Here is a 15752-nt window from a genome sequence, read left to right as displayed (position 1 = left end):
CACCAAAAAATCACCCTAATTCCACCGCCGCCTTACGCTGACGACGAACCAGACGTAACAGCGGCGGCACCACAATCACCACGACCGCCAGTACCAGCAGGCTTTTCGCCACGCCGCTTTCCCACAGAATCGACAGCCCGCCGTTGCTGATGGACAGCGCCCGGCGCAGATTCTGCTCGAGCATCTCGCCCAGCACGAAGCCCAGGATCAGCGGCGACATCGGGAAGTGCATCTTACGCAGGATATACCCCAGAATCCCCAGCCCCACCATTAGCACCAGATCGAAGGTGGTGCTGTGAACCGCATACACCCCGACGGCCGAAACCGCCGCAATCGCCGGAACCAGGAACCACAAAGGGATGGTCAGCATGCGGGTGAACAGGCCAATCAGCGGAATGTTCATCACCAGCAGCATCACGTTGGCAACCAGCAGCGAAGCGATTAACCCCCAGACGATATCCGGCTGTTCGGTAAACATCGCGGGTCCAGGCGTGATGTTATAGAGCGTCAGCGCGCCCATCATCACCGCCGTGGTGCCGGAGCCCGGCACGCCCAGCGTCAGCATCGGGATAAACGACCCGCAGGCTGAGGCGTTGTTGGCGGCCTCCGGTGCGGCTACGCCGCGAATATCACCTTTGCCGAAGGTGTCGCTGTTACCGCTGATTTTCTTCTCGGTCATGTAGGTAATGGCGCTGGCGATGGTGGCCCCGGCACCTGGCAGAATGCCGACGAAGAAGCCGATTACCGATGAGCGCAGCGTTGTGCCGGTACACTGGGCCGCTTCCTTCATATTGAACATCATGCGTCCGGTTTTGCGCACCAGCGTCTGCCCGCTGCTGGTGGACTCCAGCATCAGCAGAATTTCGGACACCGAGAACAGGCCGATAACCACCACGATGAACTGCACGCCGTCAGAGAGATGAACGCTGTCAAAAGTGAAGCGATAAACCCCGGTGTTGGCGTCGACCCCGACGGTGGCAAGACCCAGGCCGATAAGCGCGGCAAGAAACGATTTCAGCGGGTTCTGTGCCATCATGCTGCCCAGACAGGCAATGGCGAAGACCATCAGCGCAAAGTACTCGGCGGGCCCGAAGCTCAGCGACCACTGCGCCAGCGCCGGAGCAAACAGAATAATCCCGCCGATGGCAATCATTGAGCCGACGAAGGAGCTGACCGCCGAGATAGAAAGTGCGACGCCGCCTTTCCCCTGCTGCGCCATCGGATAGCCGTCCAGCGCGGTCATGATAGCGGCGGCATCCCCCGGCACGTTCAGCAAAATGGATGAAATCCGCCCCCCGTATTCGCAGCCGATATAGACCGTTGCCAGCAGAATCAGCGCGGACTCGGGCGGCAGCTTGAGCGCAAAAGCCAGCGGCAGCAGTATCGCCACGCCGTTGATTGGCCCGAGTCCCGGCAGCAGCCCGACGATGGTGCCGACGAAGCAGCCGATGAGGGCAATCATCAGGTTTTCAGGGGTCAGCGCAACCGCAAAGCCCTGTGAAAGATAAAGCCAGGTATCCATAAATCCTCCGTTAGCTCAGCCAGGCGCCGAGAGGTAGGGTGACGTCCAGCAGATAATCGAAGGCGAAGAAGAGGGCGCCGCCCATCACGATCCCCGATACGACCGCCGCAGGTAAGGTGGCCCCAAACTGCATACCGATACAGATTGTCAGCAGCGCGGTGGCCAGCGGGAAGCCCAGCCATTCAAAACCCCATGCGTACAGCAGCAGGCCGATAACCATCACCAGCAGGCGTTGCAGCACTTTGTGATGAGGCCAGCTGACCACATCGGGGTGACGCAGCAGGAGAAGCACGGAACACAGCGCCATCAGCCCCACAATCGCCATCGGGAACGGCCTTGGCCCTACGGGTTCGTAAGTGTATTCGCTCTGGATTTGCCAGGCGACGAACAGGCCGCCGATGCACAGCAGCAGCCAGATACCGGCAAAAATACGATCGCTCATCATGACCTCCGAAAGCCGTTATTTCGCCAGCCCAAATGCTTTGGCCTTTTCGTGATAGCCCGACACCTGTTTTTTGACGTAGCTGTCCAGGGCAGCGCCCGTCATGTTGAACTCAAACAGGCCGCGCAGATCCCGCTGCTGTTTGAATTCTGCGGTCTGCTGCAGCTTCTCAAACTCCTTCACCCACCAGTTGTAAGCTTCGTCGCTGACCTTAGGGCCGACGTAGAAGCCGCGGATAATCGGCCAGACGAGGTCATAACCCTGCTCTTTCGCGGTGGGAACCTCTGCCAGCTCACCGGGCAGACGCTTGTCGGAAAACACCGCCAGCACGCGCAGCTTGTTACCTTTCAGATAGGGAACCATTTCGCTCAGGTCGCCAGAAACGGCCTGGATATGGTTGCCGAGCAGGGCGGTCACCGGCTCGCCGCCGCCTTCAAAGGCCACGTAGCGCATTTTGTGGGGATCGACACCAGCCTGTTTCGCCAGCAGGGCCGTCTTCATCCAGTCCTGACTGCCGATGGAGGCACCCGCGCCGAATACCACGTTAGTCGGATCTTTTTCCATTGCCGTCATCAGATCTTTCAGGCTTTTCCACGGCGAGTCGGCACGTACGGCAATCATGCCGTAGTCGGTGCCTACGCTCGCCAGCCAGCGCACATCATCCACGCCGTAGCGGCCAAATTTCCCCTGGGAAAGATTGAGCAGTGAACCGCCGGAGAAGGCGACCAGCGTGCCGGCCTCCGCCGGGCGCTGAGCCACGATAGCGTTATAGGCGACGGCACCTACGCCGCCAGGCATGTAGGTGACGCGCATCGGTTTGGTAATGGCTCCCGTCTCCTGAAGGCTGACCTGAATCAGTTTGCAGGTCAGATCGAAACCGCCGCCGGGTTTTGCAGGGGCAATACATTCGGTTCGGGAAGGGACTTCCGCCGCTATGCCCGAAAACGAGCTGCAAAGCAGTGAAACAGCGGAAAGGGTACAGAGCAGAGATTTGTTCATGTGCGTCCTCACATCAAATAATCGAAAGATGTTTTACGTTATGTGAACCGCTCTGTAGCGATTCTGTTTCTCGATTGTTAAAACAGTAACCTTTCATTTTCCTTTCATGGCGGTATTAACTTTGCAGGATGTGATATGCGTCTCTTATTAGCGGAAGATAACCGTGAGCTGGCTCACTGGCTGGAGAAGGCGTTGGTACAGAGCGGTTTTGCGGTCGACTGCGTTTATGACGGCCAGGCGGCCGACCACCTGCTGCAAAACGAAGGTTATGCCGTCGCCGTGCTGGATATTGAGATGCCACGGCTGGACGGGCTGGAGGTTGTGCAGCGTTTACGTCAGCGCGGACAAAGTACGCCAGTGCTACTGCTGACCGCCCGCCATGCGGTAGCTGACAGGGTGAAAGGGCTGAACGTTGGGGCGGATGATTATCTTGCTAAACCCTTCGAGCTGGAGGAGCTGGATGCTCGTCTGCGTGCTTTGGTACGCCGCAGCGAAGGGCAGGTTTCCGAGGCGCAGCAGTTTGGCGATCTGAGCCTGCATGACGGCAATATTTTTATGCTTCAGGACAAAGCGCTGGCGCTGACGCCGCGTGAACACGCGCTGCTGACGATTCTGCTGTATCGACGCCGCCGCCCGGTGGCGAAAAGCCAGCTGTTCGAGCAGATGTTTGGCCTGAACGACGAGGCAAGCCTCGAAAGTATTGAGTTGTATGTCCATCGGCTGCGCAAGAAGCTTCTCGGCAGCAATCTGCAAATCACTACGCTACGTGGGCTGGGCTACGTGCTGGAGTGCAGCGATGAGGCACCTTAAACGTCCGGACTCTCTGCTCTGGCAGCTGCTGCTTTTTCTGGGGCTGCCGCTGATTGGCCTGTGGGGCGTTTCTGCGCTTTCCAGCTATTCCAGCGCGCTGACGGCGGCGACTCAGGCCTACGACCGGACGCTGCTGGCCTCTACCCGAACCATCGCGGAGCGGCTGGTGGTGAAAGACGGTAAGCTGCAGGTTGACGTCCCCTGGGTGGTGCTCGACAGCTTCGAGCTGAACATGAACGACCGCCTGTTTTACAAGGTGGTTGATACGCACGGTAGGGTGATTTCCGGCTATGATGACCTGCCGGATATTCCCTCCCATATTCGACGTACCGAGCTTTATCCTGCGCTGGCCTGGTTTTATCACACCAGCTATCAAAACCAGCCCATCCGCGTGGCCAGCCTTTTACAGCCTGTCAACGAAGGGGGCGTGAACGGCATGGCGAAGATTTACGTCGCGGAAACGCTGAGCTCCCGCCGTCAGCTGGCGGCCAGCCTGCTGGTTTCTTCTTTGCTGGTGCAGGGCATTCTGGTGCTGTTGACGCTTTTTTTGGCCTGGTGGTTACTGCGAAAAGTGTTAAAGCCGATGCGTCAGCTGTCGACTATTATGGTTCGTCGCGATCCGGGCGTCCTGACGCCGTTACCCGATCTGCTCCCCTGGTCCGAAACACGCCTGCTGATAGTGGCGTTTAACCGCTACATTGAACGGCTGCGTTCGCTTATTTCCCGGCAGGAAAGGTTTAGCGCAGATGCTTCGCATCAGCTAAAAACCCCGCTCACCGTGCTGAAAACCCAGCTTTCTTTTGCGCTCGCAAGTCCCGATCCAGCACACTGGCGGGAAAGCCTTGAAGGGATGAGCGGCACGCTCGATAGCACCATCTCTTTGACGGAGCGTTTGCTGCAACTGTCTAAAATTAAGGACCAGGATCTGTCACGGCAGCGCACCCTGGAGAGGGTGGACCTGGTTGCTATCGCCCAGGAGTGCTGCTTCTCCCGTCTGGCCCAGGCCCGCAGTAAGCAGGTGGATTTGGGCTACGAAGGGAAGCCGCAGGTCTGGATTCAGGGTGACAGCATCCTGCTGGCGGAAATGTGCGCCAACCTGCTGGATAACGCGCTGAAATATACCCCTGATAACGGCACGGTGACGATACGCATCCGGAGCGAGGGAGAGTCGGTGCTGCTGGAGGTTGAGGACAGCGGGCCGGGCATTGACGCCGAGCAGCGGCAGCAGGCTTTACAGCCGTTTCATCGGCTGGACAACGCGGCGGGCAGGGTGGGGGCTGGGCTGGGGCTGGCGCTGGTCAATGATATTGCCCGCTGGCATCAGACTCGTCCGGAGCTGCTGGTCGGCGAGACGCTGGGGGGATTGTTGGTTCGGGTACGGCTAACGGCCGCATAAAAAAACGGCCGTAATGGCCGTTTTAGAATGACTTACTTATTACTTCGCTTCTTTCAACGCCTTCAGCGCGTTGGCAATACCCGCGCCGTATTCCGGGTGAACTTCACTGAACAGGCCAATCTGGCGCTCCTGAATAAATTCAGGTACGTCCTTCATATCTCCGGCTATACGGTTGAACATGCGCTGATGCTCTTCGTCGCTCAGCAGGTTGTACAGCGCGCGCGGCTGGCTGAAATAGTCGGTGTCTTCGCGGTGGTTCCAGTGATCCGCGGCACCTTCAAGGCTCAGCGCCGGTTCGCTGAAATCTGGCTGCTCCTGGAACGCCCCAAAGCTGTTTGGCTCATAGGTCGGGCCGTTGCCGCTGTTGCCATCAATGCGCATTGCGCCGTCGCGGTGGTAGTTATGGAACGGACATTTTGGCGCGTTTACCGGGATCTGGTGATGGTTAACCCCTAAACGGTAGCGGTGTGCATCGCCGTAGGAGAAGAGGCGGCCCTGCAGCATGCGGTCCGGGGAGAAACCGATGCCCGGCACCACGTTTGCAGGTGACATGGCAACCTGCTCAACCTCAGCAAAGTAGTTGTCCGGGTTGCGGTTCAGCTCCAGCTCGCCCACTTCAATCAGCGGATAGTCGCCGTGCGGCCAGATTTTGGTTAAATCGAACGGATTGTACGGGGTTTTAGATGCATCGGCTTCCGGCATCACCTGAACGTAGAATTTCCAGCGGGGGAAGTCGCCTTTCTCAATGGAGTCGAACAGGTCGCGCTGGGAGCTTTCACGGTCGTTCGCAATAATTGCTGCCGCTTCGTCGTCCATCAGGTTGGCGATTTCCTGCTGGGTTTTCAGGTGGAATTTAACCCAAAAACGTTCGTTGTCGCCGTTGATAAAGCTGAAGGTATGGCTGCCGAAGCCGTGAATATGGCGGTAAGAGCGCGGCAGGCCGCGATCGCTGAAGTCGATTGTTAGCTGGTGCAGCGTTTCCGGCTGGTGGGAGAAGAAGTCCCATTTGTAAGTGGCGTTACGCAGGTTAGTGCGTGGATCGCGTTTAACGACGTGGTTTAAATCCGGGAATTTCAGCGGATCGCGCAGATAGAACACCGGGGTGTTGTTGCCCACTAAATCCCAGTTGCCTTCCTCGGTATAAAACTTCATGGAGAAGCCGCGAATATCACGTTCTGCATCCGCAGCACCGCGCTCACCCGCGACCGTTGAGAAACGAATAAAGAGGTCAGTTTTTTTACCGATCTCAGAGAACAGTTTTGCGCGGGTAAATTTCGTGATGTCGTGGGTGACAGTGAAGGTGCCGTATGCGCCGGAACCTTTAGCATGCATACGACGCTCCGGGATCACTTCACGGTCGAAGTGGGCCAGTTTCTCAAGGAACCAGACGTCCTGTAACAGCATCGGGCCACGTGGACCTGCGGTGGCGACATTATTGTTATGGGCGACCGGGCAGCCGGCGGCGGTGGTTAATCCTTTCTTGCTCATTGTTGTCTCCATGAAAGTAATAATACGAAGTCAAAACAGGGTGTTTGTGTGCTGCGGGTTATTGTTCAGTAAGTTAGCCCCTGAACACAATGTGGCACTTTCTATCGCTGCCATTCCTTGATCCTGTCACCAGAATGCCGATCATTTTCATTTTCTTACAATCGAATAGATGAATGTATTTTCTAACACATTGATTACAAGAATACTGGCTGTACAATCAGCGTTTTTTAGGGCTTACACCTTTTATCTACTTTAGGATCCATGGAATGAACAAACTTCTACTTGCTGGCGTGGCCAGTCTTGCGTTGGTTTCCGCAGCGGCTAATGCCATCAGCATCAGCGGTGAAGCCGGCGAAAAATACACCAATGTTGGCGTTGGTTTTGGTACTGACACGACCGGCCTTGCTTTCACCGGTAACTGGGCGCACAGCGATGACGATGGCGATGTTGCTGGTCTGGGTCTGGGTCTGAATGTGCCACTGGGCCCATTGATGGGTACGGTTGGTGGTAAGGCGCTGTATCTGAATCCTAAAGATGGTGACGAGGGCTACGCTGTTGCTGTGGGCGGTGGTTTGAGCTGGAAAATTGGCGATACCTTTACGCTGTTCGGCGATTACTACTACTCTCCGGACTCTCTGTCCAGCGGCGTGAAAGATTATCAGGAAGCCAGCGCCGGTGCGCGTTGGACCATTCTGCGTCCGGTGACAATTGAAGCGGGCTACCGTTACATTGGCCTGGAAGGCAAAGATGGCAATCGTGACAACGACATTGCTGACGGCCCGTACGTTGGCGTAAGCGCAGGTTTCTAATCTCTTCTTTGCCGCGGCGTCCTGCCGCGGCAATGCATTTCTGCGATCCCTCCACTTTGCTTGAGTTATAGTGAATCGTTATCTTCCCGCGGAGTAAAACGATGATAAAAGTGGAAATGCTCTCTACTGGCGACGAAGTGCTGTACGGTCAAATTACTGATACCAACGCAGCCTGGCTTGCCGATTACTTTTTTGAACAGGGTTTACCTATGTCGCGCCGCAACACGGTGGGCGACAGTCTCGAAGATTTGATTGCCGTGCTCAAGGAGCGCAGCGAGCAGGCCGATATTCTGATTGTGAACGGTGGCCTTGGGCCAACCAGTGACGATCTGAGCGCGCTGGCTGCCGCAAAAGCGGCAGGCGTTGAACTTGTGGAACATCAAGAGTGGCTGCTGCACATGGAGAAATTCTTCTCCGAGCGCGGACGCGTCATGGCCCCGAGCAACCGTAAACAGGCTCAGATCCCGGCCAACAGTGAAATGGTGGATAACCCGGTAGGAACGGCCTGCGGCTTCGCCATGCAGCTGAACCGCTGTCTGATGTTCTTCACGCCGGGCGTCCCCTCTGAATTCAAGGCGATGGTTGATAAGCAAATCATGCCTCGCCTGCGCGAGCGCTTCACGCTGCCGGAGCCGCCAATTTGTCTTCGCCTGACGACCTTTGGCCGTTCTGAAAGTGAACTTGCGCAAAGCCTCGATCCGCTGGCTTTACCGGCTGGTGCCGTGATGGGCTATCGCTCATCGATGCCGATTATCGAGCTGAAACTCACCGGGCCGGCAAGCCTGCGCAAAGAGATGGAGGCGGTTTGGCCCGAAGTCCGGCGCGTGGCGGGTGAGAGCATCATTTTTGAAGGGACGGAAGGGCTGCCGGCGCAGATCGCCAGTCGCCTGAAAGAAAAAGGGCTTAGCATTGCCGTGAGCGAGCAGTTCACCGCAGGTCTGCTTTGTCTGCAGCTTTCCGGCGCCGATGCGCCATTGGGCAACAGTAGCGTGCTGTCCGCAAGGGAAGAGACGTTGGGTGAGTTGACCAGACGCGCGGCGCAAGAGGCTGCGGATACTGGATGTGATATCACTTTAGTCGTCGGCTCGCTTAATGATGAGCATCTCAATTTTGCTTTGCACACCCCCGGCGCCACGCACGGCCTGCGCGTGAAGTTTAACGTTAGCCGCCATGCCCTGCGCACACGCCAGGAGGTCTGCGCCATGATGGCTCTGAACATGCTGCGCCGCTGGTTGAATGACCGGGACGTCGCCGCCGAACACGGCTGGATCAACGTCGTAGAAACCCTCAAGCTTTAGGGCCGTTCGAGCGCCCGAGCCGGTTGGTCATCGGGCGCTCGCATTTTTGCTGGTGGATGTCTCAACCTGCCATTGACGGGTTCGCTGCCCGTCACAACTCGAACCACGCCGCCGCCTCCCTGTGCCTCCCACCTGAACTTTGCCCCAAATATGACTCAGCCACAGAGTGATTATTCATGTTTGATATCGAACAAAATCGAGCGCAAAACGAAAGTGAAATGTGAGCTGATGCACCTTTCCGATACTTTGTAATAAAAATGTAACGTGATGTGCAGCATTTCACACTAAAGTAACCTGATAATCCTTAATATGCGCTCGCAAAAGAACATTGCCTGACTAAACCCTGCCACGGAGGCATTTTATGCTGAGTATTTTTAAACCTGCCCCTCATCAGCCACGGCTGAAAACGGAGCATATTGATCCAACCTACCGGCGCTTACGCTGGCAGATTTTTATGGGGATCTTCTTCGGCTACGCCGCCTACTATCTGGTGCGTAAAAACTTTACCCTGGCGATGCCTTATCTGGTGGAGCAGGGCTTCTCCCGAGGCGATCTGGGTTTTGCGCTTTCCGGGATCTCCATCGCCTATGGCTTCTCTAAATTTATTATGGGTTCGGTTTCAGACCGCTCGAACCCAAGAGTTTTCCTTCCTGCCGGGTTAATCCTCTCTGCCGCCGTGATGCTGTTTATGGGCTTTGTGCCGTGGGCGACGTCGAGTATTGCGGTGATGTTTGTCCTGCTGTTCTTATGCGGCTGGTTCCAGGGAATGGGCTGGCCACCGTGCGGGCGTACTATGGTGCACTGGTGGTCGCAAAAGGAGCGTGGAGGCATTGTTTCCGTCTGGAACTGTGCGCATAACGTGGGTGGCGGACTGCCACCGCTGTTGTTCCTGCTGGGTATGGCCTGGTTTAACGACTGGCATGCAGCGCTTTATATGCCTGCGTTTGCGGCCATTCTGGTGGCGCTGATTGCCTTTGGGCTGATGCGCGACACCCCGCAGTCCTGCGGTTTGCCGCCCATTGAAGAATACAAAAACGACTATCCTGACGACTATAACGAGAAAGCAGAAGAAGAGCTGACGGCGAAGCAGATCTTCATGCAGTACGTCTTCCCGAACCGCCTGCTGTGGTACATCGCCATCGCCAACGTGTTTGTTTATCTGCTGCGTTACGGCATTCTGGACTGGTCGCCAACTTACCTCAAAGAGGTGAAGCATTTCACGCTGGATAAATCCTCATGGGCTTACTTCCTTTATGAATACGCGGGGATCCCGGGCACGCTGCTGTGCGGCTGGATGTCGGACAAAGTGTTCAAAGGCAACCGCGGCGCGACCGGCGTGTTCTTTATGGTGCTGGTGACCATCGCCACCGTTGTTTACTGGCTCAACCCGCCGGGTAATCCAGGCGTGGATATGGCCTGTATGATCGTCATCGGCTTCCTGATATACGGCCCGGTCATGCTGATTGGCCTGCATGCCCTGGAGCTGGCGCCTAAGAAAGCGGCTGGGACGGCGGCGGGCTTCACTGGCCTGTTTGGTTACCTGGGGGGGTCAGTTGCCGCAAGCGCGATAGTGGGGTACACCGTCGACTTCTTCGGCTGGGACGGTGGCTTTATGGTGATGATTGGCGGCAGCATTCTGGCCGTGCTGCTGCTGATTGTGGTGATGATCGGCGAGAAAAAGCATCATCAGAATCTGATGAAAAATAGCTAAGGAGAGCAGAATGAAGCTGGTTGCAAAAAACCTACTGGCGGGTGCCGTGCTGGCGGCGGCCGTCAGCACGCAGGCCCTGGCGGCAGATAAAATAGTCATTGCTCACCGTGGCGCAAGTGGCTACCTGCCGGAGCATACCCTGCCTGCAAAAGCGATGGCTTATGCACAGGGGGCGGATTACCTTGAGCAGGATCTGGTGATGACCAAAGACGACAGGCTGGTGGTGCTGCATGACCACTATCTGGACCGGGTCACGGACGTGGCGAAACGCTTCCCCGAGCGGGCGCGCAAAGACGGACGCTACTACGCCATCGACTTTACCCTCGCCGAAATCAAGTCGCTGAAGTTTACCGAAGGCTTCGATATCGTCGACGGTAAGCAGGTGCAGACCTTCCCCGGTCGTTTCCCGATGGGCAAGTCTGATTTCCGCGTGCATACCTTCGAAGAGGAGATTGAGTTCGTACAGGGGCTTAACCACTCAACCGGCAAGAATATTGGTATTTACCCGGAGATAAAGGCGCCGTGGTTCCACCATCAGGAAGGCAAGGATATCGCGGCAAAAACGCTCGAGGTGCTGAAGCGCTACGGCTATACCGGCAAGCAGGACAAGGTTTATCTGCAATGTTTTGACGCCGCAGAGCTTAAGCGAATTAAGACGACGCTTGAGCCGAAGCTGGGGATGGATCTGAAGCTGGTGCAGCTGATTGCCTTTACCGACTGGAATGAAACCCAGGAGAAGCAGGCTGACGGCAAATGGGTGAACTACAGCTATGACTGGATGTTCAAACCCGGCGCGATGAAGCAGATTGCTCAGTACGCAGACGGGATTGGGCCGGACTACCATATGCTAGTGGCGGCAGGCTCCACGAAAGGGAACGTCAGGCTGACGGAAATGGTGACAGAAGCACATGCCAGCAAACTGACCGTACATCCTTACACCGTCAGGGCCGATGCTTTGCCGGAGTACGTCTCTGACGTCAATCAGCTGTACGACGTGCTGTATAACAAGGCGGGCGTGGACGGGGTATTTACGGATTTCCCGGATAAGGGCGTTCAGTTCCTGCATCAGCAACCGACAAACAAATAAGTAGTAAGCCGGATAAGTCGTAGGTCGGATAAGCGTTAGCGCCATCCGACATAACCACAAAAAAAGGGCTTCTTAAAGAAGCCCTTACATTTCGATTTCGATATCGCCCTGCGCCTGACAGCAGCAGGGCAATATTTCACCGGGCTGGATAAACGCCAGCGGCTCGGTAAGCCATTTCACTTGCCCTGATACAAGCCGCGTACGGCAGGAGCCGCAGTAGCCTCCGCGGCACTGGTATTCCACGGCGACCTGGTGATGTTCCAGCGCCGCCAGCAGGGAAGGGTGCTCATCCTCACACATCAGGCGTGCGCCGGTGAGGCGAAGCGTAATCTGACCCATCGCTTAAAGCTGGAAGTTGCTCAGGTCGTCAGCGTCGATATTAGAATCGATCTGCCCAACCAGATAGGAGCTGACCTCAACTTCCTGCGGTGCAACCTGCACGTTGTCCGACACCAGCCACGCGTTGATCCACGGGATTGGGTTAGAACGAGTTTTGAACGGCAGATCCAGACCGACAGCCTGCATGCGGATATTAGTGATGTAATCCACGTACTGGCAAAGGATGTCTTTGTTCAGGCCAATCATCGAGCCGTCGCGGAACAGATAGCTTGCCCACTCTTTCTCCTGCTCGGCGGCCAGCACAAACAGGTCGTAACACTGCTGGCGGCATTCAATAGCAATCTCTGCCATTTCCGGATCGTCTTCACCGGAGCGCATCAGGTTCAGCATGTGCTGCGTGCCGGTCAGGTGCAGGGCTTCGTCGCGGGCAATTAGCTTGATGATTTTCGCGTTGCCTTCCATCAGTTCGCGCTCGGCGAAGGCGAAGGAGCAGGCGAAGCTGACGTAGAAGCGAATGGCCTCCAGCGCGTTGACGCTCATCAGGCACAGATAAAGCTGCTTCTTCAGCGCGCGCAGGTTAACGGTGATGGTTTTGCCATTAACGTTGTGCGTACCTTCACCCAGCAGATGCCAGTAGCTGGTCATCTCAATCAGATCGTCATAGTAGCCGGAGATATCTTTCGCGCGCTTGAGGATCTCTTCGTTGGTGACGATATCGTCAAACACAATCGCCGGATCGTTAACGATGTTACGAATGATATGGGTGTACGAACGTGAGTGGATAGTCTCGGAAAACGCCCAGGTCTCAATCCAGGTCTCCAGCTCCGGAATCGAGATCAGCGGCAGCAGCGCCACGTTCGGGCTGCGGCCCTGAATGGAGTCCAGCAGCGTCTGGTACTTCAGGTTGCTGATGAAGATATGCTTTTCATGCTCAGGCAGGGCCTGATAGTCGATGCGGTCGCGGGAAACGTCTACCTCTTCCGGACGCCAGAAGAAGGAGAGTTGCTTTTCAATCAGCTTTTCGAAGATATCATATTTTTGCTGATCGTAGCGTGCCACGTTAACCGGCTGGCCAAAGAACATGGGCTCAGCGAGCTGATCGTTTTTCGTCTGTGAAAAAGTAGTGTAAGCCATGAAATGAAGTCCTGTTGTGCTGATGTTCCCCTCACCTTAACCCTCTCCCCGCAGGGGCGAGAGGACTGGATCGAGAAAATCCCCTCAGCGAAGTGAGGGGATTTGGCGTTAGATTTTACATGCGCCGCTTTCGCAGCCGTCGTCCTGGATTGAAGGCGCCAGGTCGTCCTGCGCATCTTCCGCACCGTCGCGGGTATTTTGGTAGTAGAGCGTTTTCACGCCGAACTTATAGGCGGTAAGCAGGTCTTTCAGCAGCTGCTGCATCGGTACTTTACCGGACGGGAAGCGCGTTGGATCGTAGTTGGTGTTGGCAGAGATCGACTGGTCGATAAACTTCTGCATCAGGCCAACCAGCTGCAGGTAACCGTCGTTGTTTGGCAGATCCCACAGCAGTTCGTAGCGATCCTTCAGCTCTTCATAATCCGGCACGACCTGGCGCAGGATACCGTCTTTCGACGCTTTGATGCTGATGTGGCCACGCGGTGGCTCAATGCCGTTAGTCGCGTTTGAAATTTGCGAAGAGGTTTCAGACGGCATCAGCGCAGAGAGCGTGGAGTTACGCAGACCGTGAGCTTTAATGGATTCACGCAGGGCGTTCCAGTCCATGTGCAGCGGCTCGTTGCTGATCGCATCCAGGTCTTTCTTATAGGTATCGATAGGCATGATGCCTTTCGCGTAGGTGGTTTCGTTGAACCACGGGCACGCGCCTTGCTCTTTCGCCAGCTCGTTGGAAGCTTTCAGCAGATAGTACTGAATCGCTTCGAAAGTTTTGTGCGTCAGGTTGTTTGCACTGCCGTCGGAGTAGCGCACGCCGTTTTTCGCCAGGTAGTAAGCGAAGTTAATCACGCCAATACCCAAGGTACGACGACCCATTGCGCCGCGTTTTGCCGCAATGATTGGGTAGTCCTGATAATCCAGCAATGCATCCAGCGCACGTACCGCAAGGATAGCCAGCTCTTCCAGTTCGTCCAGGCTCTTAATCGCGCCCAGGTTGAAAGCAGACAGCGTACACAGCGCGATTTCACCGTTTTCGTCGTTCACGTCATCCAGCGGTTTGGTTGGCAGCGCGATCTCCAGGCACAGGTTGGACTGGCGAACGGGCGCAATAGCCGGATCAAACGGGCTGTGAGTGTTGCAGTGGTCAACGTTCTGAATATAGATACGGCCGGTAGAGGCACGTTCCTGCATCATCAGCGAGAACAGCTCGGCGGCTTTCACGCGCTGTTTGCGGATGGTGTTGTCTTTTTCGTATTTGGTGTACAGGCGTTCGAATTCGTCCTGATCGGCGAAGAACGCGTCGTACAGACCCGGTACGTCGGACGGGCTGAACAGAGTAATGTCTTCCCCTTTCAGCAGGCGGGTGTACATCAGTTTGTTGATCTGTACGCCGTAGTCCATGTGACGAACGCGGTTGCCTTCCACGCCGCGGTTGTTTTTCAACACCAGCAGGCTTTCTACTTCCAGATGCCACATCGGGTAGAACAACGTGGCTGCACCGCCGCGCACGCCGCCCTGGGAGCAGGATTTCACTGCCGTCTGGAAGTGCTTATAGAACGGGATACAGCCAGTGTGGAATGCTTCACCGCCACGGATTGGGCTGCCCAGCGCACGGATGCGGCCGGCGTTAATACCGATACCGGCGCGCTGGGAAACGTATTTCACGATTGCGCTGGAGGTGGCGTTGATAGAGTCGAGGCTATCGCCGCACTCGATCAGTACGCAGGAGCTGAACTGGCGAGTCGGGGTACGAACGCCGGACATGATTGGCGTTGGCAAAGAAATTTTGAACGTGGAGATCGCATCATAGAAGCGCTTCACGTAGCTCAGACGGGTATCACGCGGGTAGCCGGAGAACAGGCAGGCAGCAACCAGGATATAAAGGAATTGCGCGCTTTCGTAGATTTCGCCCGTGACGCGGTTCTGGACCAGGTATTTCCCTTCCAGCTGTTTAACCGCCGCGTAAGAGAAGCTCAGGTCGCGGTCATGGTCGATAAAATCGTCCATCTGCTTGAACTCTTCTTCCGTGTAGTCTTCCAGCAGATGTTGATCGTATTTGCCCAGCTCAATCATTCTGATGACGTGATCGTGCAGCTTCGGCGGCTCGAACTGGCCGTAGGCTTTTTTACGCAGGTGGAAGATAGCCAGACGCGCTGCCAGGTACTGGTAATCAGGCGCTTCGCGGGAGATTAAGTCGGCGGCAGCCTTGATGATGGTTTCATGAATGTCAGAGGTTTTGATGCCGTCATAAAACTGGATGTGGGAACGCAGTTCCACCTGTGAGACGGAGACGTTGTTCAGCCCCTCGGCAGCCCAGTCGAGCACGCGGTGAATTTTATCCAGATTGATACGCTCGGTGCGCCCGTCACGTTTTGTAACCAGCAGACTCTGATTCATGTGAGTTGACCCTGTCCGTGAAGTTAAGAATATCCCCCGCTTATCCACAGTTGCTGTCTTGTGACTAACTTTGTGGATAAATACTATATGTAGGGGGTTGCGAGATAATTGACCGCTATATGGTGAGTATTCTAGTAACTAATCGGCAGAGAACAAGTATTGATTTCGGGCGGGATTTAAGGTTGCGACGCCAGGAATTTCCCTAAGTCCACGGCACATAAGGCCTGTGACTGTTGTCAATGGGATGCAAAAAAAATGATATTTTTGATCGAGTGCTGATTTCTTAAACTTAATGGATAATTGCGCAACTTGAGCTTGCGCAA

The 15752-nt window shown here is 55.8% G+C and carries 13 protein-coding genes; 6 read left to right on the top strand and 7 right to left on the bottom strand.

The features are described 5' to 3' along the window. Positions 1 to 10 precede the first annotated feature (10 nt). From HYQ67_RS07840 to HYQ67_RS07830, 3 genes are read right to left on the bottom strand one after another with little or no spacing between them, the layout of a single operon-like run. A complete protein-coding gene (locus HYQ67_RS07840) occupies positions 11 to 1522 on the bottom strand; it encodes a tripartite tricarboxylate transporter permease (RefSeq protein ID WP_202303057.1) in 1512 nt (503 codons plus the stop codon). A 10-nt stretch (positions 1523 to 1532) separates the two neighbouring features. After that, entirely contained in the window at positions 1533 to 1967 is a 435-nt protein-coding gene (locus HYQ67_RS07835; RefSeq protein ID WP_202303055.1) for a tripartite tricarboxylate transporter TctB family protein, read from the bottom strand. 15 nt (positions 1968 to 1982) lie between these two features. Then, on the bottom strand, positions 1983 to 2963 hold the full coding sequence (locus HYQ67_RS07830) for a Bug family tripartite tricarboxylate transporter substrate binding protein (protein WP_202303053.1): 981 nt from the start codon (positions 2961 to 2963) through the stop codon (positions 1983 to 1985). A gap of 135 nt (positions 2964 to 3098) precedes the next feature. On the opposite strand from HYQ67_RS07830, the gene tctD reads away from it, so the two are divergent. Both tctD and HYQ67_RS07820 read left to right on the top strand, forming a co-directional pair. Continuing rightward, a complete protein-coding gene (gene tctD / locus HYQ67_RS07825) occupies positions 3099 to 3773 on the top strand; it encodes a transcriptional regulator TctD (RefSeq protein ID WP_202303051.1) in 675 nt (224 codons plus the stop codon). After that, complete coding sequence (locus HYQ67_RS07820; RefSeq protein WP_202303049.1) at positions 3760 to 5169, top strand: sensor histidine kinase; 1410 nt, start codon at positions 3760 to 3762, stop codon at positions 5167 to 5169. Before tctD ends, HYQ67_RS07820 begins: the two co-directional genes overlap by 14 nt. Before the next feature lie 39 nt (positions 5170 to 5208). On the opposite strand, the gene katA is transcribed toward HYQ67_RS07820, so the two are convergent. Further along, positions 5209 to 6657 carry a catalase KatA gene (gene katA, locus HYQ67_RS07815; RefSeq protein WP_202303047.1) on the bottom strand — a complete coding sequence of 483 codons (1449 nt, stop codon included), beginning with the start codon at positions 6655 to 6657 and terminating at the stop codon, positions 5209 to 5211. Positions 6658 to 6923: 266 nt separating this feature from the next. Here katA and HYQ67_RS07810 point away from each other — a divergent pair, with 266 nt between their 5' ends. The 4 genes from HYQ67_RS07810 (at position 6924) to glpQ (ending at position 11562) form a co-directional block, all read left to right on the top strand. Continuing rightward, positions 6924 to 7466, top strand: a complete 543-nt coding sequence (locus tag HYQ67_RS07810; RefSeq protein ID WP_202303046.1) for a YfaZ family outer membrane protein — start codon at positions 6924 to 6926, stop codon at positions 7464 to 7466. A gap of 101 nt (positions 7467 to 7567) precedes the next feature. Beyond that, the gene (locus HYQ67_RS07805) at positions 7568 to 8764 is read left to right on the top strand and encodes a nicotinamide mononucleotide deamidase-related protein YfaY (protein WP_202303044.1); all 1197 of its coding nucleotides are present in this window, start codon (positions 7568 to 7570) and stop codon (positions 8762 to 8764) included. Positions 8765 to 9125: 361 nt separating this feature from the next. Then, a complete protein-coding gene (glpT, locus tag HYQ67_RS07800; protein WP_202303042.1) occupies positions 9126 to 10475 on the top strand; it encodes a glycerol-3-phosphate transporter in 1350 nt (449 codons plus the stop codon). A 10-nt stretch (positions 10476 to 10485) separates the two neighbouring features. Beyond that, positions 10486 to 11562, top strand: coding sequence for a glycerophosphodiester phosphodiesterase (glpQ, locus tag HYQ67_RS07795; protein ID WP_202303040.1), 1077 nt, complete (start codon positions 10486 to 10488; stop codon positions 11560 to 11562). Between the two features lie 84 nt (positions 11563 to 11646). On the opposite strand, the gene yfaE is transcribed toward glpQ, so the two are convergent. From yfaE to nrdA, 3 genes are all read right to left on the bottom strand, one after another. Then, positions 11647 to 11901: a class I ribonucleotide reductase maintenance protein YfaE gene (gene yfaE / locus HYQ67_RS07790; protein ID WP_202303038.1), complete on the bottom strand. Its 255-nt coding sequence runs from the start codon at positions 11899 to 11901 to the stop codon at positions 11647 to 11649. A 3-nt stretch (positions 11902 to 11904) separates the two neighbouring features. After that, complete coding sequence (gene nrdB / locus HYQ67_RS07785) at positions 11905 to 13035, bottom strand: class Ia ribonucleoside-diphosphate reductase subunit beta (RefSeq protein ID WP_202303036.1); 1131 nt, start codon at positions 13033 to 13035, stop codon at positions 11905 to 11907. Positions 13036 to 13143: 108 nt separating this feature from the next. Beyond that, positions 13144 to 15429 (bottom strand): class 1a ribonucleoside-diphosphate reductase subunit alpha, encoded by a 2286-nt coding sequence (gene nrdA, locus HYQ67_RS07780; RefSeq protein WP_202303034.1) that lies wholly within the window; start codon positions 15427 to 15429, stop codon positions 13144 to 13146. Positions 15430 to 15752: the final 323 nt, after the last annotated feature.

This window comes from Dryocola clanedunensis subsp. sulfonylureivorans (assembly GCF_016756775.1).
GTDB lineage: Bacteria > Pseudomonadota > Gammaproteobacteria > Enterobacterales > Enterobacteriaceae > Dryocola > Dryocola clanedunensis.
This window is presented reverse-complemented; position numbering and strand designations above follow the sequence as displayed.